This window comes from Citrobacter sp. Cf125 (assembly GCF_030333935.1).
Lineage (GTDB): Bacteria > Pseudomonadota > Gammaproteobacteria > Enterobacterales > Enterobacteriaceae > Citrobacter > Citrobacter freundii.
In genome coordinates, this window is sequence record NZ_JAOWEY010000022.1 from 294,389 (window position 1) to 317,264 (window position 22,876).

The 22,876-nt window shown below is 50.8% G+C and carries 26 protein-coding genes, 1 pseudogene and 1 other annotated feature; of the genes and pseudogenes, 17 read left to right on the forward strand and 10 right to left on the reverse strand.

Going from position 1 to position 22,876, the window contains the following annotated elements; all coding sequences use genetic code 11:
- Window positions 1–48: 48 nt before the first annotated feature.
- Window positions 49–300: a YciN family protein gene (locus tag OGV89_RS05540; RefSeq protein WP_003020616.1), complete on the forward strand. Its 252-nt coding sequence runs from the start codon at window positions 49–51 to the stop codon at window positions 298–300.
- 110 nt (window positions 301–410) lie between these two features.
- Here OGV89_RS05540 and sohB read toward each other — a convergent pair whose 3' ends face one another.
- On the reverse strand, window positions 411–1,457 hold the full coding sequence (gene sohB, locus OGV89_RS05545; protein WP_003843986.1) for a protease SohB: 1,047 nt from the start codon (window positions 1,455–1,457) through the stop codon (window positions 411–413).
- Between the two features lie 221 nt (window positions 1,458–1,678).
- Here sohB and OGV89_RS05550 point away from each other — a divergent pair, with 221 nt between their 5' ends.
- A complete protein-coding gene (locus OGV89_RS05550) occupies window positions 1,679–2,440 on the forward strand; it encodes a YciK family oxidoreductase (RefSeq protein ID WP_003843987.1) in 762 nt (253 codons plus the stop codon).
- Complete coding sequence (cobO, locus tag OGV89_RS05555; RefSeq protein ID WP_003840707.1) at window positions 2,437–3,027, forward strand: cob(I)yrinic acid a,c-diamide adenosyltransferase; 591 nt, start codon at window positions 2,437–2,439, stop codon at window positions 3,025–3,027. Before OGV89_RS05550 ends, cobO begins: the two co-directional genes overlap by 4 nt.
- 83 nt (window positions 3,028–3,110) lie before the next feature.
- On the opposite strand, the gene rluB is transcribed toward cobO, so the two are convergent.
- The 3 genes from rluB to rnm all read right to left on the reverse strand — a co-directional run bounded on the left by rluB (window position 3,111) and on the right by rnm (window position 5,582).
- The gene (rluB, locus tag OGV89_RS05560) at window positions 3,111–3,986 is read right to left on the reverse strand and encodes a 23S rRNA pseudouridine(2605) synthase RluB (protein ID WP_003020625.1); all 876 of its coding nucleotides are present in this window, start codon (window positions 3,984–3,986) and stop codon (window positions 3,111–3,113) included.
- A gap of 100 nt (window positions 3,987–4,086) precedes the next feature.
- Window positions 4,087–4,707: an L-threonylcarbamoyladenylate synthase gene (locus tag OGV89_RS05565; RefSeq protein WP_003020628.1), complete on the reverse strand. Its 621-nt coding sequence runs from the start codon at window positions 4,705–4,707 to the stop codon at window positions 4,087–4,089.
- Window positions 4,704–5,582, reverse strand: coding sequence for an RNase RNM (rnm, locus tag OGV89_RS05570; RefSeq protein ID WP_003843988.1), 879 nt, complete (start codon window positions 5,580–5,582; stop codon window positions 4,704–4,706). Before rnm ends, OGV89_RS05565 begins: the two co-directional genes overlap by 4 nt.
- A gap of 135 nt (window positions 5,583–5,717) precedes the next feature.
- Here rnm and trpL point away from each other — a divergent pair, with 135 nt between their 5' ends.
- The 6 genes from trpL to trpA all read left to right on the forward strand — a co-directional run bounded on the left by trpL (window position 5,718) and on the right by trpA (window position 12,386).
- A complete protein-coding gene (trpL, locus tag OGV89_RS05575; RefSeq protein ID WP_191229385.1) occupies window positions 5,718–5,762 on the forward strand; it encodes a trp operon leader peptide in 45 nt (14 codons plus the stop codon).
- Window positions 5,739–5,833: a sequence feature (Trp leader region), on the forward strand. (Overlaps the previous gene by 24 nt.)
- Before the next feature lie 23 nt (window positions 5,834–5,856).
- Complete coding sequence (locus OGV89_RS05580) at window positions 5,857–7,419, forward strand: anthranilate synthase component 1 (RefSeq protein ID WP_003843990.1); 1,563 nt, start codon at window positions 5,857–5,859, stop codon at window positions 7,417–7,419.
- Complete coding sequence (gene trpD, locus OGV89_RS05585; RefSeq protein ID WP_003020639.1) at window positions 7,419–9,014, forward strand: bifunctional anthranilate synthase glutamate amidotransferase component TrpG/anthranilate phosphoribosyltransferase TrpD; 1,596 nt, start codon at window positions 7,419–7,421, stop codon at window positions 9,012–9,014. The genes OGV89_RS05580 and trpD overlap by 1 nt, the downstream gene beginning before the upstream one ends.
- Window positions 9,015–9,017: 3 nt before the next feature.
- Window positions 9,018–10,376 (forward strand): bifunctional indole-3-glycerol-phosphate synthase TrpC/phosphoribosylanthranilate isomerase TrpF, encoded by a 1,359-nt coding sequence (trpCF, locus tag OGV89_RS05590; RefSeq protein WP_003843991.1) that lies wholly within the window; start codon window positions 9,018–9,020, stop codon window positions 10,374–10,376.
- A 10-nt stretch (window positions 10,377–10,386) separates the two neighbouring features.
- The gene (gene trpB / locus OGV89_RS05595) at window positions 10,387–11,580 is read left to right on the forward strand and encodes a tryptophan synthase subunit beta (protein ID WP_003020645.1); all 1,194 of its coding nucleotides are present in this window, start codon (window positions 10,387–10,389) and stop codon (window positions 11,578–11,580) included.
- Complete coding sequence (gene trpA / locus OGV89_RS05600) at window positions 11,580–12,386, forward strand: tryptophan synthase subunit alpha (protein ID WP_003020647.1); 807 nt, start codon at window positions 11,580–11,582, stop codon at window positions 12,384–12,386. Before trpB ends, trpA begins: the two co-directional genes overlap by 1 nt.
- Before the next feature lie 32 nt (window positions 12,387–12,418).
- Here the strand turns inward: trpA and OGV89_RS05605 are convergent, their stop codons facing one another.
- Together OGV89_RS05605 and OGV89_RS05610 are read right to left on the reverse strand one after the other, a co-directional pair.
- Window positions 12,419–13,891: a GGDEF domain-containing protein gene (locus OGV89_RS05605; RefSeq protein WP_032935568.1), complete on the reverse strand. Its 1,473-nt coding sequence runs from the start codon at window positions 13,889–13,891 to the stop codon at window positions 12,419–12,421.
- A gap of 186 nt (window positions 13,892–14,077) precedes the next feature.
- Window positions 14,078–14,353 (reverse strand): hypothetical protein, encoded by a 276-nt coding sequence (locus tag OGV89_RS05610; protein WP_048232137.1) that lies wholly within the window; start codon window positions 14,351–14,353, stop codon window positions 14,078–14,080.
- A gap of 260 nt (window positions 14,354–14,613) precedes the next feature.
- Here OGV89_RS05610 and OGV89_RS05615 point away from each other — a divergent pair, with 260 nt between their 5' ends.
- Window positions 14,614–15,051, forward strand: a complete 438-nt coding sequence (locus tag OGV89_RS05615) for a hypothetical protein (RefSeq protein WP_231040640.1) — start codon at window positions 14,614–14,616, stop codon at window positions 15,049–15,051.
- A gap of 72 nt (window positions 15,052–15,123) precedes the next feature.
- Here the strand turns inward: OGV89_RS05615 and OGV89_RS05620 are convergent, their stop codons facing one another.
- Complete coding sequence (locus OGV89_RS05620; RefSeq protein WP_003020658.1) at window positions 15,124–15,840, reverse strand: YebC/PmpR family DNA-binding transcriptional regulator; 717 nt, start codon at window positions 15,838–15,840, stop codon at window positions 15,124–15,126.
- A 567-nt stretch (window positions 15,841–16,407) separates the two neighbouring features.
- Window positions 16,408–17,046, reverse strand: coding sequence for an outer membrane protein OmpW (gene ompW / locus OGV89_RS05625; protein WP_003833354.1), 639 nt, complete (start codon window positions 17,044–17,046; stop codon window positions 16,408–16,410).
- 283 nt (window positions 17,047–17,329) lie between these two features.
- Here ompW and OGV89_RS05630 point away from each other — a divergent pair.
- The 4 genes and pseudogenes from OGV89_RS05630 to yciA all read left to right on the forward strand — a co-directional run.
- Window positions 17,330–17,416: pseudogene (locus tag OGV89_RS05630) on the forward strand (YkgJ family cysteine cluster protein); the annotation flags it as partial.
- A 28-nt stretch (window positions 17,417–17,444) separates the two neighbouring features.
- Window positions 17,445–18,188, forward strand: a complete 744-nt coding sequence (locus OGV89_RS05635; RefSeq protein ID WP_003020663.1) for a YciC family protein — start codon at window positions 17,445–17,447, stop codon at window positions 18,186–18,188.
- A gap of 54 nt (window positions 18,189–18,242) precedes the next feature.
- Window positions 18,243–18,782, forward strand: a complete 540-nt coding sequence (locus tag OGV89_RS05640) for a septation protein A (RefSeq protein ID WP_003020667.1) — start codon at window positions 18,243–18,245, stop codon at window positions 18,780–18,782.
- 165 nt (window positions 18,783–18,947) lie between these two features.
- On the forward strand, window positions 18,948–19,349 hold the full coding sequence (gene yciA, locus OGV89_RS05645; RefSeq protein WP_003020670.1) for an acyl-CoA thioester hydrolase YciA: 402 nt from the start codon (window positions 18,948–18,950) through the stop codon (window positions 19,347–19,349).
- A gap of 64 nt (window positions 19,350–19,413) precedes the next feature.
- Here the strand turns inward: yciA and tonB are convergent, their stop codons facing one another.
- On the reverse strand, window positions 19,414–20,142 hold the full coding sequence (gene tonB / locus OGV89_RS05650; protein WP_168150127.1) for a TonB system transport protein TonB: 729 nt from the start codon (window positions 20,140–20,142) through the stop codon (window positions 19,414–19,416).
- A gap of 215 nt (window positions 20,143–20,357) precedes the next feature.
- Between tonB and OGV89_RS05655 the strand changes: the two genes are divergently transcribed.
- Complete coding sequence (locus tag OGV89_RS05655) at window positions 20,358–20,654, forward strand: YciI family protein (RefSeq protein ID WP_003020675.1); 297 nt, start codon at window positions 20,358–20,360, stop codon at window positions 20,652–20,654.
- A 50-nt stretch (window positions 20,655–20,704) separates the two neighbouring features.
- Here OGV89_RS05655 and OGV89_RS05660 read toward each other — a convergent pair whose 3' ends face one another.
- On the reverse strand, window positions 20,705–20,878 hold the full coding sequence (locus tag OGV89_RS05660) for a YciY family protein (RefSeq protein WP_003020684.1): 174 nt from the start codon (window positions 20,876–20,878) through the stop codon (window positions 20,705–20,707).
- Window positions 20,879–21,020: 142 nt separating this feature from the next.
- Between OGV89_RS05660 and cls the strand changes: the two genes are divergently transcribed.
- Together cls and OGV89_RS05670 are read left to right on the forward strand one after the other, a co-directional pair.
- Window positions 21,021–22,481, forward strand: coding sequence for a cardiolipin synthase (cls, locus tag OGV89_RS05665; protein WP_003020687.1), 1,461 nt, complete (start codon window positions 21,021–21,023; stop codon window positions 22,479–22,481).
- Window positions 22,482–22,515: 34 nt separating this feature from the next.
- Complete coding sequence (locus OGV89_RS05670) at window positions 22,516–22,845, forward strand: HI1450 family dsDNA-mimic protein (RefSeq protein WP_003020691.1); 330 nt, start codon at window positions 22,516–22,518, stop codon at window positions 22,843–22,845.
- The last annotated feature ends 31 nt before the right edge of the window (window positions 22,846–22,876 follow it).

Below are 22,876 nucleotides of genomic sequence, written 5' to 3' on the forward strand. Positions count from 1 at the left end.
ATAAGGCGGGCTCAGCGTAGACTAATGTCCTTGTTTAAGGAGTAAATCATGCATAAAGACACTCAACCCATCGATCGCGAAACACTGCTGATTGAAGCCAACAAAATCATTCGTGAGCATGAGGACACGCTGGCGGGGATTGTCGCCACCGGCGTTACGCAGCGAAACGGCGTGCTGGTTTTCAGCGGAGATTACTTTTTAGACGAGCAAGGGCTACCAACGCCCAAAAGTACGGCGGTGTTTAATATGTTTAAACACCTGGCGCACGTACTTTCCGAAAAGTATCACTTGATCGATTAACACGAGTAATAATTTGCCGGATGGCGGCATCGCCTTATCCAGCCTATATTGATGCATATTTGTAGGCCGGATAGGAGATATGTGAGCATCGCTATCCGGCAATGACAATTCTACATCAGTGGCTTCTGCCCCCGCTGCCACCAGCGCATCAGCAAACGATCGGCGCTCTCCGCCGCACTACCGGTAAAACGATCCATCAGCTTTTTACGCTGCAGATAGCGAACGTTCAACACTTCACGACCTTCCATCAGCCCGAGGATCACCTCATCGCTGGTATTGATCTCATCCACCAGCCCATTTGCCAGCGCCTGTTGACCAAACCAGTGTTCACCGGTGGCAACCTGCTCAATGTCCAGAGTCGGACGCATGCGCTGCACAAAATCTTTAAACAGATGATGCGTTTCGTTCAGATCTTCGCGAAATTTCTGCCGCCCTTCTTCCGTGTTTTCACCGAGTAAGGTCAACGTACGCTTATACTGTCCGGCGGTGTGCAGTTCGATATCAATATCTTTCCCTTTCAGGAAGCGGTTAAAGTTCGGGATCTGCGCCACCACGCCAATTGAGCCGACGATAGCAAACGGCGCCGAGACAATTTTATCCGCCACGCAGGCCATCATATATCCGCCACTCGCAGCGACTTTATCTACCGTAACGGTCAGCGGGATCTGCTTATCGCGCAGACGTTGTAACTGGGACGCAGCCAGGCCATAACCATGTACCACACCACCCGGACTTTCCAGACGAACCACCACTTGATCCTGAGGTTTAACAACCGCCAGCACAGCCGTCACCTCTTCGCGTAATGCGCTGACCTCATGGGCATCCATACTGCCTTTAAAATCAAGCACCCATACACGAGGTTTATCTGATGACGTACTGTCACCCAGTTTCGCTTTTGCCTTAGCCGCTTTCGCCTCCAGCTTTTGTTTCTTTTTCTGCGCCTTATGCCAGAATTTTTGCTGATGCCCATCCAATAAGGCTAGCGACAGGTCTTCCTTCATCTCTTTATATTGATCGCTGAGGTTAATAACCCGCAATTCCCCACGCTGACGTTTGCGTTGTGTCGCGTTTACGATCAGCATCACCACCACTGCAATAGCCACCACGACAGTGACAATTTTTGCCAAAAACAGCCCATATTCAGACAACAATTCCACGAGACCCACCTTGGTTAAACAACGCGACTTCCGCTCAGTGTACAACAGGCGTGTCACCTCGTCTTGCTTCATACATCCAGTGCTGAATCAGTAAAAAGCATGACAAAGCGTTCATTTTGCGGTGTTATTGCCTTTGGCTGATTGAAAAAGTACAGGGTTTAAGGCATAAAGCCCAAAAGTTATCGCGAACGAGATATCCAGGACGTCGCCGAGGAGTAGCCGTGCATTACCAACCTAAACAAGACCTTCTACAGGGCCGCATTATTCTTATCACCGGTGCCAGCGATGGTATCGGACGCGAAGCCGCGCAGACCTATGCACGCTATGGCGCGACCGTTATCCTGCTTGGGCGTAACGAAGAAAAACTGCGTCAGGTTGCCCGCACTATCGCCGATGAGAACGGAACACAACCACAGTGGTTTACACTGGATCTACTAACCTGTACCTCTGAAGAATGTCACCAGCTTGCGCAGCGCATTGCTGCACATTTCCCGCGTCTGGATGGCGTACTGCATAACGCCGGATTACTCGGCGATATTTGTCCAATGAGTGAACAAAACCCGCAGGTCTGGCAGGATGTGATGCAGGTAAATGTAAATGCCACTTTTATGCTGACTCAGGCATTGCTGCCGTTGTTACTCAAATCCGATGCCGGATCGCTGGTCTTTACCTCTTCCAGTGTCGGTCGCCAGGGACGCGCCAATTGGGGAGCATATGCCACCTCAAAATTTGCGACCGAAGGGATGATGCAGGTTCTGGCTGATGAGTATCAAAACCGTCATCTGCGCGTAAACTGTATCAATCCTGGCGGGACGCGAACTGGCATGCGAGCCAGCGCATTCCCAACGGAAGATCCGCAAAAATTGAAAACTCCCGCCGATATTATGCCGCTCTACCTGTGGCTGATGGGCGATGACAGCCGCCGTAAAACCGGTATGACTTTTGATGCCCAGCCGGGCCGTAAACCAGGAATTGCCCAATGAGTGAAGAACGCTATCAGCAACGTCAACAGCGCGTAAAAGATCGGGTTGACGCACGCGTTGCCGCAGCGAAAGATGAGCGCGGAATTATCATCGTGTTCACCGGAAATGGTAAGGGTAAAACCACCGCCGCATTCGGTACCGCCACGCGCGCGGTGGGCCATGGTAAAAAAGTCGGCGTCGTACAATTTATTAAAGGTACGTGGCCAAACGGAGAACGTAACTTACTTGAACCCCACGGCGTAGAGTTTCAGGTTATGGCGACAGGATTTACCTGGGAAACGCAGAACCGCGAGTCTGACACCGCAGCCTGTATGGCCGTGTGGGAACACGGCAAGCGGATGCTGGCCGACGATGAACTGGATATGGTGATACTGGATGAGCTGACCTACATGGTGGCATACGACTATCTGCCGCTTGAAGAGGTCATCAATGCACTGAACGCGCGCCCAGCCCATCAAACGGTCATTATCACCGGCCGTGGATGTCATCGCGATATTCTGGAGTTGGCTGACACGGTCAGCGAGCTGCGCCCGGTCAAGCATGCGTTTGAAGCGGGCGTGAAAGCCCAACCAGGGATCGATTATTGAGTGTAGGCCGGATAAGGCGTTTGCGCTGTATCCGGCTCCACGCTAACGCCTGATGGCGCTTTGCTTATCAGGCCTGGTTATGACTAACCGTTGTTGCTGCGACCACCCGGACGACGGCTGCTGCCAACCTGAGAGTGGCGCTTCACCGCGCGACGGATCTGATTCGCCTTCATGCGACGACGATCTTTCTCGACGGCCACTTTAGAGGTCGTTTCCGGCTTCAGCTCCACCAGTTCACGCAGATAGTTGGTCTGAGCAAGATCAAGCTCTGTCCAGCCACCACGCGGCAGGCCTTTCGGCAGCGGGATATCACCGTAACGGACACGAATCAGACGGCTTACCTGTACACCTACAGCTTCCCACAGGCGGCGGACTTCACGGTTACGCCCTTCGGTCAGCGTGACGTTATACCACTGGTTGATCCCTTCACCACCGCTGAACTTGATCGTTTTAAATGCCGCCGGACCATCTTCCAGCTGCACGCCACGACTCAGATCGCGCAGTTTTGCATCATCAACCTGACCAAACACACGTACCGCATATTCACGCTCAACTTCGCGGCTTGGGTGCATCAGACGGTTAGCCAGTTCACCATCGGTGGTAAACAGCAGTAAACCGCAGGTATTCACGTCCAGACGCCCTACGGCAATCCAGCGCGCATCACGCAGTTTTGGTAAACGATCAAACACGGTCGGACGACCTTCTGGGTCGTTTCGGGTACACAGTTCGCCTTCTGGCTTGTAATAGGCCAGAACACGGCAGATTTGCTCCGCAGACTCTTTAACCGAAATCAGATGACCGTCGATACGGATTTTCAGACCCGGAGTGACTTCAACGCGATCGCCGAGCGTGGCAATTTTGCCATCAACGCTCACGCGACCCGCGGCAATAATAGATTCGATTTCACGGCGAGAACCGTGGCCAGCACGCGCCAGCACTTTTTGTAACTTTTCGCTCATAGAGCTTCCTTTAGGTGTCGCCTTCACAGGCGTCGAACAGGAGAATCAACGGCGCCAATCAGCGCCATTTTAAGGCCGCGTAGTATAGCGGTTCGCGCCCTTATAAGAAAGGTTTAACGTCACCGACGCCTTCACGCAACACCACCGGAGAATCGTCGGTTAAATCAATGACCGTGGTCGGCTGCTGGCCGAGATATCCGCCGTGGATAATTAAATCCACCTGTTTCTCCAGGCGGTCTTTAATTTCTTCCGGATCTGACTCGGTAAATTCGCTACCCGGCAGCATCAGTGACGTGGAGAGCATCGGCTCGCCCAGCGCTTCAAGCAGCGCCAGTGCTATCGGGTTTGAGGGTACACGCAGGCCGATGGTCTTACGTTTTTCTTGCAACAAGCGGCGCGGAACCTCTTTCGTCCCCTTCAGGATGAAGGTGTAGTTGCCCGGCGTGTTGTTTTTAATTAAACGGAAGGCCACGTTGTCGACAAACGAATAGGTCGACAGTTCAGACAGGTCACGACACATCAGCGTAAAGTTGTGCCCGTCCGGCAGGTGACGGATGCGGCAAATGCGCTCCATTGCGCCTTTATCTTCAATTTTGCAGCCCAACGCATAGCCGGAGTCGGTTGGATAGACGATCACCCCACCTTTACGCACGATTTCAACGGCCTGATTGATCAGGCGCTGCTGCGGGTTTTCGGGATGAATATAAAAAAACTGGCTCATACTTTCCTCTCTGTGATCTCGGGCTGCTCCCAAAGTTGCCAGACGCCTTCTACGCCTGCGGGCAACCAAAGTTTACGACCCAACTCAATCCATGGGCAGGGTAGATGAAAATCAGACCCTTGCGATGCCCACAATTGATGCTGACGCGCAAGCGTCGCCAGATGGGTGCGTTCATTGGGAGACTGCTGACACTGCGCTACTTCCATCGCGTCGCCGCGATGTTCAGCAAAATGTGTAACCAGTCTTTTCAGCCACTTAGCGCTAAGATCGTACCGCCCAGGATGAGCCAGAACAGCCTTACCGCCAGAATGATGAATGACATCAATAGCTTGTTCTATTGTACACCACTGTGGCGGAACGTAACCGGTTTTCCCACGGGCAAGATATTTTTTAAAGACATCCGCCATGGTTGTGGCTTTGCCACATTCCACCAGGAAACGCGCAAAATGGCCCCGCGTAACCGCCCCGCCATCAGCCAGGCGCAACGCCCCTTCCCACGCGCCGGGGATATGCGCTTTGTCGAGTCGTTCGGCAATCAGGCGCGCACGCTGCTGACGACGTTCCGTTTGTTGCGCCAGAAAATCGCACATCATGGGATGGGCGATATCAATGTTCAGACCCACTATATGGATCTCATGGTTTTCCCAGACAGTTGATATCTCGACACCAGGTATCAAATTTAACGCTAATCCCGAACGTGAAATTTCTTCTCTTGCCGCTGCAATGCCCGCCGTGGTGTCATGATCGGTGATCGCCAGTGTACCGACTCGCATCTCTACCGCACGGTGTACTAAGGCTTCTGGGGTTAATCGCCCATCGGAGGCTGTAGTATGACTATGCAGGTCATAAATCACTGCGTAATTCGTGTCGCTCAAGGCGGCTCCCGTTTCAATAAATGTCGTAACACGCCCATCATAGCGGTTTCGGCAAATATACTGAAATCAGGTGTTGACTTTATCCCACCGAACTAGTTAACTAGTACGCAAGTTCACATGAAGAAGGTATCTGCAATGAAAGCAACATTTTTTCTGCACGGTTGGTGGCGCACTTCCTGATTTCGGGCAGTGTCTTACGTCTGCAATTTGCAACCAGATACCCGGCCCGCCTAATGAGCGGGCTTTTTTTTGAACAAAATTAATGAGAATAACGATGCAAACACAAAAACCGATACTCGAACTGCTTGCCTGCGATGCCGCCTACCGTGAAAATCCGACATCGCTGTTTCATCAGGTGTGTGGCGCACGTCCGGCAACGCTGCTGTTGGAATCTGCAGATATCGACAGCAAAGACGATCTGAAGAGCTTGCTGCTAGTAGACAGCGCATTGCGCATTACCGCTCTCGGTGACACTGTCACTATTCAGGCGTTATCCACAAACGGCGCGTCGCTGCTGCCCTTGCTGGATGCTGCCCTGCCCGCTGGCGTTGAGAATGAAAAACAGCCGAATGGTCGTCATCTGCGATTCCCTGCCGTCAGCCCGCTGTTGGATGAAGACGCCCGTTTATGTTCTCTTTCCGTATTTGATGCTTTTCGCTTACTGCAGGGGCTGGTGAATGTTCCTGTGCAAGAACGTGAAGCGATGTTCTTCGGCGGTCTGTTTTCCTACGACCTGGTTGCCGGTTTTGAAGATTTACCTCAGCTTGAAGCGGGCAACCGTTGTCCTGACTACTGCTTCTATCTGGCAGAAACGCTGATGGTTATCGACCACCAGAAAAAAAGCACCCGAATTCAGGCCAGTGTTTTTACCCCCAATGATGCGGAGAAACAGCGTCTTAACGCCCGTCTGGCGCAGCTGAGCCAACAGCTTACCGAGCCTGCGCCGCCGCTGCCCGTTACTGAAGTCCCGCAGATGCGCTGCGAATGCAATCAGAGCGATGAAGAGTTTGGCGCCGTGGTGCGTGGGATGCAAAAAGCGATTCGCGCGGGCGAAATTTTCCAGGTGGTTCCGTCCCGCCGTTTCTCGCTGCCCTGCCCGTCACCGCTGGCAGCCTACTATGTGCTGAAGAAAAGTAACCCCAGCCCATACATGTTTTTCATGCAGGACAACGATTTTACGCTGTTTGGCGCCTCCCCGGAAAGCTCGCTGAAATACGATGCCACCAGCCGCCAGATTGAGATCTACCCGATTGCCGGCACTCGTCCGCGCGGTCGTCGTGCGGACGGTTCGCTTGACCGCGACCTTGACAGCCGTATCGAGCTGGAAATGCGTACCGACCATAAAGAGCTTTCTGAGCACCTGATGCTGGTTGACCTTGCGCGTAACGACCTGGCGCGCATCTGTACGCCTGGCAGCCGCTATGTTGCTGACCTCACCAAAGTCGATCGTTACTCCTTCGTTATGCACCTGGTTTCGCGCGTGGTCGGCGAGCTGCGTAGCGATCTGGATGTGCTGCACGCTTACCGCGCCTGTATGAATATGGGCACGTTAAGCGGAGCGCCAAAAGTTCGCGCTATGCAGCTTATCGCCGAGGCAGAAGGTCGTCGCCGTGGTAGCTACGGCGGCGCAGTAGGTTACTTCACGGCTCATGGCGATCTGGATACTTGTATTGTCATTCGCTCCGCCCTCGTGGAAGACGGTATTGCCACCGTACAAGCCGGTGCCGGAATTGTTCTGGATTCTGTACCGCAGTCTGAAGCCGATGAAACCCGTAATAAAGCGCGCGCGGTTCTGCGTGCTATCGCCACCGCGCACCACGCACAGGAGACCTTCTAATGGCTGACATTCTGCTGCTCGATAATATCGACTCTTTTACCTATAACCTGGCGGATCAGCTGCGTACTAATGGTCACAACGTGGTGATTTACCGCAACCATATTCCGGCCCAGACGTTGATTGACCGCTTAGCAACGATGAAAAATCCTGTGCTGATGCTCTCTCCAGGCCCAGGTGCGCCAAGCGAAGCAGGTTGCATGCCGGAGCTGTTAACCCGTCTGCGAGGCAAGCTGCCAATCATCGGCATTTGTCTGGGACATCAGGCCATTGTTGAGGCCTATGGTGGATATGTGGGCCAGGCTGGAGAAATCCTGCACGGCAAAGCGTCCAGCATTGAACACGACGGTCAGGCAATGTTTGCTGGTCTGGCTAATCCGCTGCCGGTGGCACGCTATCATTCGCTGGTTGGCAGCAACGTTCCGGCAGGATTAACCATTAACGCCCACTTTAACGGCATGGTGATGGCGGTGCGTCACGATACCGATCGCGTCTGCGGCTTCCAGTTCCATCCGGAGTCCATTCTGACCACCCAGGGCGCGCGTTTGCTGGAACAAACGCTGGCCTGGGCGCAACAGAAGCTTGAACAAACCAATACGCTGCAACCAATTCTGGAGAAACTGTACCAGGCGCAGACGCTGTCTCAGCAGGAAAGCCACCAGCTGTTCTCCGCCGTGGTACGCGGTGAACTGAAGCCGGAACAACTGGCTGCGGCGCTGGTGAGCATGAAAATTCGTGGTGAACACCCGAATGAAATTGCCGGTGCGGCAACCGCGCTACTGGAAAACGCCGCTCCGTTCCCGCGTCCTGATTATCTGTTTGCCGATATTGTCGGTACCGGCGGCGACGGCAGCAACAGCATCAATATTTCTACCGCCAGCGCCTTTGTTGCAGCGGCTTGCGGACTGAAAGTTGCCAAACACGGCAACCGCAGCGTCTCCAGCAAGTCAGGCTCTTCGGATCTGTTAGCGGCATTTGGCATCAATCTGGATATGAACGCCGACAAATCACGTCAGGCGCTTGACGATCTCGGCGTGTGTTTTCTGTTTGCGCCGAAATACCACACCGGTTTTCGCCATGCCATGCCGGTACGCCAGCAGTTGAAAACCCGCACGCTGTTTAACGTGCTCGGCCCGTTGATTAACCCGGCACATCCGCCGCTGGCGCTGATCGGCGTTTACAGCCCGGAGCTGGTGCTGCCGATTGCCGAAACGCTGCGCGTGCTCGGATATCAGCGGGCAGCCGTAGTGCACAGTGGTGGCATGGACGAAGTTTCGCTGCATGCACCGACCATTGTGGCAGAGCTGCACGATGGGGAAATCAAGAGTTATCAACTGACGGCAGAAGACTTTGGCCTGACGCCTTACCACCAGGAACAGCTGGCTGGCGGCACGCCGGAAGAAAACCGTGACATTCTTAGTCGCTTGTTACAAGGTAAAGGTGAAGCCGCTCATGAAGCCGCTGTTGCCGCGAATGTCGCCATGTTAATGCGCTTGCACGGTGAAGAAGATTTAAAAGCCAATGCGCAAACCGTGATTAATGTACTGCGCAGCGGTGCGGCCTATGACCGTGTCACTGCACTGGCAGCAAGAGGGTAAATGATGCAAACCGTTTTAGCGAAAATTGTCGCAGACAAGGCGATTTGGGTAGAAGCCCGCAAACAGCAACAACCACTGGCAAGCTTTCAAAATGATGTTCAACCCAGCTCTCGTGATTTCTACGATGCGCTGCAAGGTGCGCGCACCGCCTTTATTCTGGAATGTAAAAAAGCATCTCCGTCAAAAGGCGTGATCCGTGATGACTTCGATCCGGCACAGATTGCGGGCGTATATAAACATTATGCTTCCGCGATTTCCGTACTGACCGATGAGAAATATTTCCAGGGCAGTTTTGATTTCCTGCCTATCGTCAGCCGCATCGCGCCGCAACCTGTTCTGTGTAAGGACTTTATTATCGATCCTTACCAGATTTACCTGGCGCGTTTCTACCAGGCGGACGCCTGTTTGTTGATGCTGTCGGTCCTCGATGATGAACAATATCGTCAACTCGCCGCCGTCGCCCACAGCCTGAAAATGGGCGTACTGACCGAAGTCAGCAACGAAGAAGAGCTGGAGCGTGCTATCGCACTGGGTGCCAAAGTCGTTGGTATCAACAACCGCGATTTACGCGACTTGTCGATTGATTTGAATCGCACCCGCCAGCTTGCGCCGCGACTGGGCCACGGTGTGACCGTCATCAGCGAGTCCGGGATCAACACCTATGGACAGGTGCGCGAACTCAGCCACTTCGCCAACGGTTTTCTGATTGGTTCCGCGCTGATGTCGCATGATGATCTGCACGCTGCCGTGCGTCGCGTACTGCTCGGCGAGAATAAAGTCTGCGGTTTAACCCGGGCTCAGGATGCCAACGCGGCGTATAAATCCGGCGCGATTTATGGCGGACTGATTTTTGTACCCACATCGCCACGCGCGGTTAGCGTTGAGCAAGCGCGAGAGGTCATGACCGGCGCGCCGCTGCAATATGTCGGGGTGTTTCGCAACACAGATATTATCGACGTACGTGAAACAGCGGCTGCTCTGGGACTCACTGCCGTGCAACTGCATGGTAGCGAAGATCAAGCCTACATAGACGCGCTACGCAATGCGCTACCCGCACAAGTACAAATCTGGAAGGCGCTCAGCGTCAGCGATAAGTTGCCAGCCCGGGATTATCAGCATGTCGATAAATACGTATTCGACAACGGTCAGGGCGGCAGCGGGCAACGCTTCGACTGGTCACTTTTAGGCGGACAATCGCTGGATAACGTATTACTGGCTGGCGGACTTGGCGCAGATAACTGCGTTGACGCGGCAAAAACCGGCTGTGCCGGTCTCGATTTCAATTCTGGCGTAGAGTCACAGCCGGGCATCAAAGATGCACGTCTTCTGGCTTCGGTCTTTCAGACGCTGCGCGCATATTAAGGAAAAGGACATGACAACATTACTCAATCCGTATTTTGGTGAATTTGGCGGTATGTATGTGCCACAGATTCTGATGCCTGCCCTGCGCCAGCTGGAAGAAGCTTTTGTCAGCGCGCAAAAAGATCCTGAATTTCAGGCGCAGTTTACAGACCTGCTGAAAAACTATGCGGGTCGCCCAACCGCACTGACCAAGTGCCAGAACATTACTCAAGGCACCAACACGACGCTGTATCTCAAGCGTGAAGATTTACTGCACGGCGGCGCGCACAAAACCAACCAGGTGCTGGGCCAGGCGTTGCTGGCGAAGCGCATGGGTAAAACGGAAATTATCGCCGAAACAGGCGCGGGGCAGCACGGTGTTGCATCTGCTCTCGCCAGCGCACTGCTGGGGTTGAAATGCCGTATTTACATGGGCGCGAAAGATGTTGAACGTCAGTCGCCGAACGTTTTCCGTATGCGTTTGATGGGTGCAGAAGTTATCCCCGTTCACAGCGGTTCCGCAACGCTGAAAGATGCCTGTAACGAAGCGCTGCGCGACTGGTCTGGCAGCTACGATACCGCGCACTATATGCTCGGTACAGCGGCAGGTCCGCACCCCTTCCCGACTATTGTGCGTGAGTTCCAGCGGATGATCGGTGAAGAAACCAAGGCGCAGATTCTGGAAAAAGAAGGTCGTCTGCCGGACGCCGTTATCGCCTGCGTGGGCGGCGGTTCTAACGCCATCGGTATGTTCGCCGATTTTATTAATGAAACCAGCGTCGGTTTGATTGGCGTAGAGCCAGGCGGTCACGGGATTGAGTCTGGAGAACACGGCGCGCCGTTGAAACATGGTCGTGTCGGGATTTACTTCGGCATGAAGTCCCCGATGATGCAGACCGAAGAAGGACAGATTGAAGAGTCTTACTCTATTTCCGCCGGACTCGATTTCCCGTCGGTCGGGCCACAGCATGCGTACCTGAACAGCATTGGTCGCGCCGATTATGTTTCAATAACCGATGATGAAGCACTGGAAGCCTTCAAAACGCTGTGTCTGCACGAGGGGATTATTCCGGCACTGGAGTCCTCCCATGCCCTGGCGCACGCGTTGAAAATGATGCGTGAAAATCCGGAAAAAGAGCAGTTACTGGTGGTTAATCTCTCCGGTCGCGGCGACAAAGACATTTTCACCGTACACGATATTCTGAAAGCGCGAGGGGAAATCTGATGGAACGTTACGAAAACCTGTTTGCACAGCTGAAGGACCGCAAAGAAGGTGCTTTTGTCCCCTTCGTAACCCTGGGCGATCCGTCTGTTGAACAGTCACTGAAAATCATTGATACGCTGATTGAAGCCGGTGCCGACGCGCTTGAGCTCGGCATTCCGTTCTCCGATCCGCTGGCCGATGGCCCAACCATTCAGGAAGCCACCCTGCGTGCGTTTGCCGCCGGCGTCACACCATCGCAATGCTTTGAAATGCTGGCGCTGATTCGCCAGAAGCATCCGACGATTCCCATTGGGTTGCTGATGTATGCCAACCTGGTCTTCAGCAAGGGCATTGACGAGTTTTACGCCCAGTGCGAAAAAGTGGGTGTGGATTCTGTGTTGGTAGCCGATGTCCCTGTTGAGGAGTCTGCGCCATTCAGAACTGCTGCACTGCGTCACAACATCGCACCGATTTTCATCTGCCCGCCGAATGCTGATGAAGAACTGCTACGCCAGATTGCCTCTTACGGTCGCGGCTACACTTATCTGCTTTCACGTGCAGGCGTGACCGGTGCCGAAAATCGTGCGGCATTACCGCTGCATCATTTGGTTGAAAAGCTGAAACAATATGATGCTCCGCCTTCTTTACAGGGCTTCGGTATCTCTGCGCCTGAACAGGTAGCCGGAGCTATTGAAGCCGGTGCTGCCGGTGCAATTTCCGGCTCGGCAATTGTGAAAATCATTGAGAAAAATGTTGCGGCACCGGAACAGATGCTGGCTGAGCTGAAAGCGTTTGTCAGCACGATGAAAGCCGCCACCCACCAGTAAGTTAAATCAACCGCCAGAGACGTCTGGCGGTTTCACCCTTCTTCCGTGTGCTTCATTCTATACATAGCGCTATCCGCATTCTGAATGGCCACATCCAGTTCACCGTTCACCTCTGCAATTCCCCACGATACTGACAATGGCACGGTATGCCCATCCACCACAAACACATGACTGGTCACCTGCCCGCTAATACGTTGCGCGATTGCTATGGCGTCAGTTGCCTGCGATCGAAACAGCAGGATCATAAATTCATCCCCGCCGGTACGAATCACAATATCGTGGCTGGTGCGGGTGTTTGACAGCATCCTGTTGGCGATAATTTGCAACGCGCGATCGCCTGCCGCGTGGCCCCAGGTATCATTGACGGCCTTAAATTTATTGCAGTCCAGTAGCACCACCGAACAGTGTGATAAATCCCGACGCTTGATAATGTCGAGTATTCGGCGGTTAAAACAGCCGGTCAGAGTATCGATATAAACCTTGAGGTCGCTTTCGTTTAGCCATGACTTTAACGAGAAGCTAATGATGATGAAAAAGAACGGCGCCAGCAGGATAACAATCCCGGCATGTGTATCGCGCGCCATAAAACGGCCTAATGAAAGCGAATAGTGCAGCGCATATTTCTCCGAAAAATTGCGCACCAAATAGCTGGATTGCCCCGCACATTTGCCGGATAAGCAGAGGCTCTCTTTGTTGGTCAGATTCACTAACTCCACGTTCAATCCGGGAAGGATTTGATTATCAAACGCCTCGGCTAACGCTTCCTGCAGCTCAGGCTTCGAATGATCATAGACCAGATAGGCAACGATTTGGTCTGATATCTCCTTACCCGACAGATCGTAGATATAGCTCACTACGCTGTAGGCTTTTTCACCGGTAATTTTATCGGTATAGAAGTTTGTTGAACTGAGAGCTTTATTTTTGACGTTTTTTTGCAACAACCGGGTATAGAAATCGGTGGGCGGATAGAAAAAATGCGTTATATCCATCGCCATTTCGGAGTCAGAAAAACTGAAATTGCGCGAGTCAGAAGCCATAAACCAATAAAAATAATCTGAATTGCTGGCGATAATGTAACGGTGCGCATCGAAGCTGCCTGGATTTAGCTCATTAACCATTCCGCGAATGAACTCCGCCGCAGTATACATACACAGCGCATTATGGCTGGGTTGCTGAGCAATAATCGTCCCCGTTGCAGAATGAACCCGCTTTGGGTCGGCGTTAATTCCCCATTCATCTTTGTTTCGCGGAACAAACTGCGCCATAACACCACACTGTTCGCCGGTTTTGATGTGGTAATAACGCTCGCCAATCGCATCGGCAATCAGTTCATTATCGTTAAAAATGTCCAACATGTGAGCTTGCAGGCGGCTAACGCCTTCACTGGCGGCCGCCATACGCTGTTCATAAATGATAAACAGAAACAACGAGGTAAAAATCAACGTAATGAGCCCGGATACCAGCAGAGCCTGCCTGTTTCTGAGCTTATCCTGCACAATCTTCACGAGTCCACCCTGATAGTTAACAGTATTGCCAAATCGGTTACCCGTTTATGTTGTTGCATAACAGCGTTGTACGTTGATAGAGAATGTTTGCCACTCCGAAGCAGGTACGTTGATGTAGCCCGCAATCGCGCGCTTAGGTTACAGATTTATACAATAAAAGCGCATATTTGTTAACATAAACGCAAACTAATCATCACCTTCGATAGGATACCCTGCCCGCCGGATGGCCTCGCGGCAGTCGTTTACGCCTGCGGCATAGCCCGCCTCAATCTCACAAACCGGACTTGCGCTGCAATAAGGTAGTGTAACCGGAGTCGCAATAAGTTTCTCCAGCGCCTCAATTTTATCCATGTAAAGCAATAATTCACGTGCAACACTCACGGCAAACGCTGCCGTTTGATCCTCGTAGAACGGTTCCAGAAGTGTGATTTTTTGCTGTAGCAGATGGCGGGTCAACATCATCAGCAATACCCTCAAAGTTGGTTTGCTTAAAGAGTAGCACTACATCAAAGGGGAGAAAGGCAGGATGTTTTACCCAGAATTTTTTAAATGAAGAACGAGGGGAATTTTTCCTGGCTGCTAACCACGGGCAGCTATGCCCGGAATCTATACAGTTCAGTCGTTTTGGTTGTGCAACCATTAATGAAGTTGACTTCAAAAAGTCCCTTGCGAGACACTGAAGGAAAGCATGCCAAATATGGGTGAACTTGTTGAGACATCTGTTGATTAAATTAGTTATGTTAAGCGTTGGATTTTTAAGCGCTGGGGACATACTGGCAAATACTCCGGAACAGGTAATCACCGCTTTCCAGAGGGATTATAAATATTGGAATGACCAGTCATTTCAGAGAAATCAGAACTACGGAAAGCAAGAAGTTATGCTCCTGGCCCAGAAGGGTTGGAATGAGCTTTTGAATAAATATACAAAACCTGGTTTTCAGGGCGAGCCTATAGCTTTTGGTTCTGAGTCTAGTCATGATCCTGAGCAAGAGAACATCATATCGGTTCAGATTACTGAAAAAGTAGCGACCGTGACGACCAGATTATCGAGGCAGTATTATTCACCTGTTTATGAATATCAATTGTCCAAAGAGAATGATACCTGGTACCTATCTCAGATATTTTTAGTTGATGATGATGGAAAATATCCGAGTTTGTAATAAATAGTGCACTCATAACAACTTTATGAGTTAAAAAAATCTGCCATGATGACAGATTTCTTTAATCTATCATTAGAGATTTGCAACGTTATGATATACTTTTTGAACATCATCGTCATCTTCAAGAGCATCAACAAGCCCTGCAAAGACTTCTAAATCTTCTGGTGAAAGTTCAATTTCTGATTGAGCAATCATCTCTAATTCTGTAGTTGAGAACTCAGTAATTCCTGCTGCTTTTAGAGCTGCAATGCCTTTATGAAGATCTGTAGATTCAGTATAAATAACGATGTTTCCTTCTTCCTCGGTTACATCACGAACATCTACTTCAGCATTAAGCAGAATTTCAAAAATATGGTCAGGGTCTGTCCCTTCAAATACAATTACTCCGGTATTGTCAAACATATAGCTGACAGAACCCGCCGCTCCGATATTCCCGCCTTTTTTATTAAAAATTGAGCGGACATTAGCAATCGTACGGTTAACGTTTGAAGTCAATGTTTCAGCGATAATCAGTGAACCACTGGGACCAAAGCCTTCATAACGCCCTTGCACGAACGTTTCATCGCTGCCGCCTTTGGCTTTATCAATGGCTTTATCAATAACGTGTTTTGGAACCTGCGCTTGTTTCGCACGTTCAATAACGAATTTTAAAGATGTATTTAATTCTGGGTCTGGTTCGCCTTGTTTAGCAGCAGCATAAATTTCTACACCGAATTTTGCATATACATTAGACGTTGCACCGTCTTTAGCTGTTTTTTTAGCAACAATATTTGCCCACTTACGTCCCACTGGAATGATCTCCTCGAAAATTCATTTACATTATTGAATGGTAAATAATCTGCCATTACATTATATCATGATGTATAAACCTTAGTCCATGAAAAATAAAATATCCAAATTTTACGATATGTTACTTTAATTTTATTAATAGTTAACATTTTGGATAAGTTATCCCCTGATTATCTGCAGGTTCTTTTTTGTACGTAATAAATGAGCCGCAGTAATAATGCATAAGAGAATAGAAACAAAAGCGATATTCCAGATAAACACACTGACTATTAAAGTTACCGCGGTACTGCTTAAAGAGAGCGCTACAAGTCATCTTGCACTGCGCCTTATTTGATAGTGTGTTCGTTTAGTACCGGGACAAGATACTTAGCCTATATTTACTCCACCACTCCAACAAAGGGAAATGCTAAATGGGTGGAGCGGTACAACCAGCATCTCTGACTGATGTGTTCAGAAGCACACGTGACTCAGTTGACTACGGCTGGTCAAAATAACGATACGCGTGGAAAAGAATGGAAAAACTGGTCATTTGATGACCAGTTTTGCAGAGGAGTTTTGCAGAAGAACTTAAAAACGATAACCCGCAGAGAACATAAACACCCACGGATCGAGGCGTACACTGTCGCGCTGCTGGACGCCACCCATTTTATAGCTTGCGGTGGTGTCGATATCCATGTACCAGACCGACATGTTAATCAGCCAGTCGCGGTTAATCAGATAGTCCATACCGACTTGCCCTGCTGCACCCCAGGAATCTTTCAGACTCAGGTCCGATAATCCTGTTTCTTTACCGTTATCGTTAAAGCCTTCATCGAAGAAGGTCGTGTAGTTCACACCAACACCTACGTACGGACGCAGTTTACTGCTGGAGTCACCGAAGTACCACTGTGCCATTAACGTCGGCGGCAAATGATGTACGGTGGCAATATCACCCGTTGCTGCAGTACCAATTTTATGGCGGAACGGTGTCGCCGCCAGTAATTCAACACCGATATTGTCGGTTGCCATGTAGGTAAATGTCAGACCCAACTGCGTGTTATTGCTGACATCAAAGCCACCCAAGCTGCCCAGCGTACCACCTGCTCCTTCCGTCGGTCTGACGGTGGCAGAACCTGCACGAATAAAGAACTCTCCAGCTTCATGCGCAAATGCGTTACCAGAGAGAAGAGTTGTTAAAGCCAATGCTGCAACTGTTAATTTTTTCATGTCCGCTCCATCGTTATGGTTATAAAAGCGGAATGAATATACCTACTTTGGAGTAATAAATGATCTAACATGGATCACATTGACTTTGATAATTTAACATTTATTGATCCAGATTAAGTTAGAACTTGCATTCAAAATCCTGGTTAAATTAATTCAGATCAATTTTGATATATTTTCAATGTGCAAGTACCTCCAGCTCATTGCTGATGGGTGATGGTTATCTGCACGCGATGCGCACATAACAAACAGCGTTCATGCACGACGCTGAAGTCATAGCCAAAAATTACCGCAGCTTTACAAAGATATGCTTTTCCATACATCGCGCGATGCTGCCACTGTAGAGTTATCCAGGGTACAATTGCCCGCAAATGAACACCTGCAAAACTCAAGGAGAGTGCATGTCTATCACGGCGAAATCCGTTTACCGTGACACGGGAAACTTTTTCCGTAATCAATTCATTACCATCTTGCTGGTATCGTTGTTGTGCGCGTTTATCACAGTGGTGTTAGGGCATGCCTTTTCCCCCACTGACGCACAAATTGCGCAACTCAGTGAAGGCGATCAGTTAACCAGCAGCGTGGGGTTGTTCGATCTGGTGCAAAACATGACCCCGGAGCAACAGCAAATTTTGCTACGCGCTTCCGCGGCGTCTACGTTTTCTGGTCTGATTGGTAATGCCATCCTTGCCGGTGGGGTCATCCTGATGATTCAGCTGATTTCAGCAGGTCATCGGGTCAGCGCATTACGTGCCATCGGCGCCAGTGCGCCAGTGTTGCCAAAGCTGTTTATTCTGATTTTTTTGACTACTCTGCTGGTGCAAATCGGTATTATGCTGGTTGTTGTTCCCGGTATTCTGCTGGCCATCCTGCTGGCACTCGCACCTGTGATGTTGGTACAGGACAAAATGGGTGTCTTTGCCGCGATGCGCAACAGTATGCGTCTGGCGTGGTCGAATATGCGACTGGTTGCGCCGGCAGTAATCGGTTGGTTGCTGGCAAAAACGCTGCTGTTGCTTTTTGCGCCAAGTTTTGCAGTACTTACGCCGAATGTAGGCGCGGTATTGGCGAATACGCTGAGCAATATGATCTCCGCGGTGTTGCTGATCTATTTGTTCCGCCTGTACATGCTGATTCGCCAATAAACCCTGAACGCATTCCGGGCTTGTACCCGGTGCTTTTGATGACGGAATCGAAGAATGAAGCAGTTTCTTGATTTTTTACCGCTGGTTGTCTTTTTTGCTTTTTATAAGCTTTACGACATCTATGCGGCGACCTCGGCGCTGATTGTCGCAACGGCTGTAGTGTTGATTTACAGCTGGGTTCGCTATCGCAAGGTCGAGAAGATGGCGTTAATCACCTTTGTCCTGGTGGCCGTATTTGGTGGCCTGACTATTTTTTTCCACAACGATGAATTCATTAAGTGGAAAGTAACGGTGATTTACGGGCTGTTTGCTGGAGCATTGCTGGTAAGCCAGTGGGTGATGAAAAAACCGCTGATCCAGCGCATGTTAGGTAAAGAACTGACCCTGCCGCAACCAGTGTGGTCGAAACTAAATTTAGCCTGGGCAGTCTTTTTCATCCTGTGTGGTCTGGCGAATATCTATATTGCATTTTGGCTACCGCAGAACATTTGGGTCAACTTCAAAGTGTTCGGCCTGACCGCCCTGACTTTATTCTTTACGCTGCTGAGTGGGGTCTATATTTACCGTCATCTGCCGCAAGAAGATAAATCGTAATACATGCTCGCCAGATCTGCGGATCTGGCGAATTTTTATCCCCTCGCGTTCCATAGAGCTGACAACCTGACTTACATCTGCTCTGCATGCCGCATCCCCTCTGTTCTCGACGCACAAATTCTAGTAGCATCGCGCCTGTAATCTTTCTCTATAGTCGGTTCTACAATGACAACAACGAATAACACTCCCCAGGGTGAACTGGTTTTACGCACTCTGGCCATGCCTGCCGATACCAACGCGAACGGTGATATTTTTGGCGGCTGGCTGATGTCACAAATGGATATAGGTGGCGCGATTCAGGCCAAAGAGATCGCACATGGTCGTGTGGTAACTGTGCGGGTTGAAGGAATGAGCTTTTTGCGCCCGGTCGCCGTAGGTGATGTAGTGTGTTGCTATGCTCGCTGTGTGAAACGCGGGACAACCTCAATCAGCATCAATATTGAAGTTTGGGTGAAGAAAGTCGCTTCTGAACCTATTGGCCAGCGTTATAAGGCCACCGAAGCTCTGTTTATCTACGTTGCCGTTGATAAAGACGGGAAACCGCGTCCAATCCCCACGTTGGCCTGATAGCACACGCCAGTAATGCTATCCGGCAATGATCAAGAGTGATCATTGCCGGACGGCCTGATGCTTACTCGATCTGCGTTGTGCCGTTTAATTTGAAAACAATATTCACCACGAGTCCGGATCCGGGTTTACCTGCTTCATAACGCCATCTACGCATCGCGTTTTTCACTTCACGCTCAAACATATTGGCAGGCTGCGCAGACAGGATCTCCACATTTTCAACCCGACCATCCGGTGTTACATTAAATTTGACCTTTACCCGCCCTTCAATGCGCAGCGCCTGTGCTCGCGCCGGATACTGAGGCTGATTACGGCTTAAAGCACGTGGACCCGATGGCGCACTGACCACCGGTTTGCTGGTAGTTGCCGGCGCGGTATTGGTCATTGTGCGCGTAGGTGCCGTATTTTCCAGCGGGGAGGCCGGGCGCGGTTCTGCTGGTTTAACATCGCGTTTCGGCTGCTCTTCCACCTTTTTCACCGGTTTTGGCTTCGGTTTAGGCTTGGGCTTCGGTTTTTCAATCACCACCGGCGCCTCTTTTGGTGGCTCTGGAATCGGCTCTGGTTCCGGTTCAGGCTCGACAACGGGTTCCGGCGGCGGCTGAACGGCCTGAGGTGGTTCGAGATCGGCAGGCGCGACCATCGTGACAGAGATCGGCTGCGCTGGCGCAGGCAGTTCAATAACCTGATGTACCGAGGTATACAGCAAACCAGCCACCACGGCACCATGAATGCCGACAGACAGTAACGTTGGCCAGGGAAAGCGACGAGGTAAATCAAGGGTCATTGAAGTCATAATCGTTTCAGTAAAAAAACCAGGCCCCGATTTTAAATGCAAATAGCAATCATATTCAATAAGCCCGTGGCGGTAACTGACATTTAGAACGCGATTTTATGATAAAAAACCACTTTCAGAGTATGGCCTTAACATATCAGTTATCTTTCCGTTGCAGTTGTTAGACCTTTCCAATAACGTTATTAACGACTTTTACCGTTCAAGGAGTTCTACCCGTGCTGTATGTTATTTACGCCCAAGATATCGCAGACTCTCTCGAAAAACGTCTTTCCGTGCGCCCTGCTCATCTGGCTCGCCTGCAACTCCTTCATGACGAAGGTCGTTTGCTCACGGCGGGCCCCATGCCAGCGGTCGATAGTAACGATCCCGGTGCAGCGGGTTTTACCGGCTCAACGGTGATTGCCGAATTTGAATCTTTGGAGGCGGCACAGGCGTGGGCGGAAGCCGATCCGTATGTTGCAGCGGGCGTTTATGCTCAGGTTTCAGTAAAACCTTACAAAAAAGTATTTTAAAAACAGAACAAAAGCAGACATTGGGCACCGCCAGCGGTGCCCTTTTGGGATCAGATGCTGTGGATCGCAAACAGCAACGAGTTGCGTTGATGGTTGAGAATGCACTTTCTGATAGTGTGGATACGCATATTACGACGCGATTGTCCTTCAAGCCAACGTGCTTTACGGCGGCTAGCCTGACGCAGCATCCGCCAGCGTCCCACTTCCGTTCTACTACGCTTCATGTTTACTACTCTTTCAGTCACTGAGTGGCCATTATAACGCCACACCGAATGCAGACCAGCGGTTTTCCCGTGTTTTTATTTGCCAGATTAATCCTGATGCGTAAACTCTTAACAATACGCTTTCAAAAGGATTTTTAAATTTATGACAACCTTCTACACCGTGGTGAGTTGGCTGGTCATTCTGGGTTACTGGGTACTCATTGCTGGCGTAACATTACGCATTCTAATGAAACGACGCGCAGTGCCCTCCGCAATGGCCTGGCTTTTGATCATCTATATTCTGCCATTGGTAGGGATCATTGCTTATCTGTCCTTCGGTGAGCTCCACCTGGGTAAACGCCGCGCCGAACGCGCCCGGGCAATGTGGCCGTCAACGGCCAAGTGGCTGAACGATCTTAAAGCCTGTAAGCATATTTTTGCGCAGGAAAACAGCAGCGTCGCCTCCTCCTTATTTAAACTGTGCGAGCGTCGTCAAGGAATCGCCGGCGTTAAGGGAAATCAGCTGCAGCTGCTCACCAGTTCAGATGACGTGATGCAGGCATTAATCCGTGATATTCAGCTGGCGCGCCACAACATAGAGATGGTGTTCTACATCTGGCAGCCGGGTGGTATGGCCGATCAGGTAGCCGAGTCGTTAATGGCTGCCGCGAGGCGTGGCATTCACTGTCGCCTGATGCTGGACTCCGCCGGCAGCGTGGCATTCTTCCGCAGCCCTTGGGCGGCGATGATGCGTAACGCAGGCATCGAAGTTGTAGAGGCGCTGAAGGTGAACCTGATGCGTGTATTTTTACGCCGTATGGACCTGCGTCAGCACCGCAAAATGATCATGATCGACAACTACATTGCGTATACCGGCAGCATGAACATGGTCGATCCGCGCTTCTTCAAACAAGATGCAGGCGTTGGGCAATGGGTTGATTTAATGGCAAGAATGGAAGGCCCGGTAGCCACCGCTATGGGCATCGTCTATTCTTGCGACTGGGAAATTGAGACCGGAAAGCGCATTTTGCCCCCGCCACCGGACGTCAATATCATGCCGTTTGAGCAGGCCAGCGGGCACACCATTCACACAATTGCCTCGGGTCCTGGTTTCCCAGAAGACTTGATTCATCAGGCGCTGTTAACCGCAGCTTATTCAGCGCGCGAATATTTAATTATGACCACGCCTTACTTTGTTCCCAGCGACGATTTGCTGCATGCAATTTGTACGGCAGCACAGCGTGGGGTCGACGTCAGTATCATTCTTCCGCGTAAGAATGATTCCCTGCTGGTTGGCTGGGCAAGCCGGGCCTTTTTCACTGAGTTGCTGGCAGCTGGCGTTAAAATTTATCAGTTCGAAGGCGGCCTGCTGCATACCAAGAGCGTACTGGTCGATGGCGAGCTGAGCCTGGTCGGTACCGTTAACCTGGATATGCGCAGTCTGTGGCTCAATTTTGAAATCACGCTGGTCATTGACGATGCTGGATTCGGCGGCGATCTCGCCGCCGTGCAGGATGATTATATTTCGCGTTCCCGCCTACTTGATGCCCGTTTGTGGGTAAAACGACCACTCTGGCAGCGGATAGCAGAGCGACTGTTTTACTTCTTTAGTCCGTTGCTGTAAAACGTGCCCATCAGACAGTAAACAGGTAGTCATTATGGATATGGATTTGAACAATCGCCTGACCGAAGACGAAACGCTTGAGCAGGCTTACGACATTTTTCTCGAACTGGCTGCGGATAACCTCGATCCGGCAGATATCATTCTGTTCAATTTGCAGTTTGAAGAACGCGGCGGTGCCGAGTTATTCGATCCGGCAGAAGACTGGCAGGAGCATGTTGATTTTGACCTGAACCCTGATTTCTTTGCCGAAGTGGTGATTGGTCTGGCAGATACAGAAGACGGCGAGATTAACGATATTTTTGCGCGCGTTTTATTATGTCGCGAAAAAGATCATAAGCTCTGCCATATTCTCTGGCGCGAATAATCAAACAAAAAAGCTGCTCTCGCAGCTTTTT

Coding starts and splice junctions, on each gene's coding strand:
- OGV89_RS05540 (WP_003020616.1), top strand. CDS start 49: ATGCATAAAGACACTCAACCCATCGATCGCGAAACACTGCTGATTGAA.
- cobO (WP_003840707.1), top strand. CDS start 2,437: ATGAGTGAAGAACGCTATCAGCAACGTCAACAGCGCGTAAAAGATCGG.
- rluB (WP_003020625.1), bottom strand. CDS start 3,986: ATGAGCGAAAAGTTACAAAAAGTGCTGGCGCGTGCTGGCCACGGTTCT.
- OGV89_RS05565 (WP_003020628.1), bottom strand. CDS start 4,707: ATGAGCCAGTTTTTTTATATTCATCCCGAAAACCCGCAGCAGCGCCTG.
- OGV89_RS05580 (WP_003843990.1), top strand. CDS start 5,857: ATGCAAACACAAAAACCGATACTCGAACTGCTTGCCTGCGATGCCGCC.
- trpD (WP_003020639.1), top strand. CDS start 7,419: ATGGCTGACATTCTGCTGCTCGATAATATCGACTCTTTTACCTATAAC.
- trpCF (WP_003843991.1), top strand. CDS start 9,018: ATGCAAACCGTTTTAGCGAAAATTGTCGCAGACAAGGCGATTTGGGTA.
- trpB (WP_003020645.1), top strand. CDS start 10,387: ATGACAACATTACTCAATCCGTATTTTGGTGAATTTGGCGGTATGTAT.
- trpA (WP_003020647.1), top strand. CDS start 11,580: ATGGAACGTTACGAAAACCTGTTTGCACAGCTGAAGGACCGCAAAGAA.
- OGV89_RS05610 (WP_048232137.1), bottom strand. CDS start 14,353: ATGATGTTGACCCGCCATCTGCTACAGCAAAAAATCACACTTCTGGAA.
- ompW (WP_003833354.1), bottom strand. CDS start 17,046: ATGAAAAAATTAACAGTTGCAGCATTGGCTTTAACAACTCTTCTCTCT.
- OGV89_RS05635 (WP_003020663.1), top strand. CDS start 17,445: ATGTCTATCACGGCGAAATCCGTTTACCGTGACACGGGAAACTTTTTC.
- OGV89_RS05640 (WP_003020667.1), top strand. CDS start 18,243: ATGAAGCAGTTTCTTGATTTTTTACCGCTGGTTGTCTTTTTTGCTTTT.
- yciA (WP_003020670.1), top strand. CDS start 18,948: ATGACAACAACGAATAACACTCCCCAGGGTGAACTGGTTTTACGCACT.
- tonB (WP_168150127.1), bottom strand. CDS start 20,142: ATGACTTCAATGACCCTTGATTTACCTCGTCGCTTTCCCTGGCCAACG.
- OGV89_RS05660 (WP_003020684.1), bottom strand. CDS start 20,878: ATGAAGCGTAGTAGAACGGAAGTGGGACGCTGGCGGATGCTGCGTCAG.
- cls (WP_003020687.1), top strand. CDS start 21,021: ATGACAACCTTCTACACCGTGGTGAGTTGGCTGGTCATTCTGGGTTAC.
- OGV89_RS05670 (WP_003020691.1), top strand. CDS start 22,516: ATGGATATGGATTTGAACAATCGCCTGACCGAAGACGAAACGCTTGAG.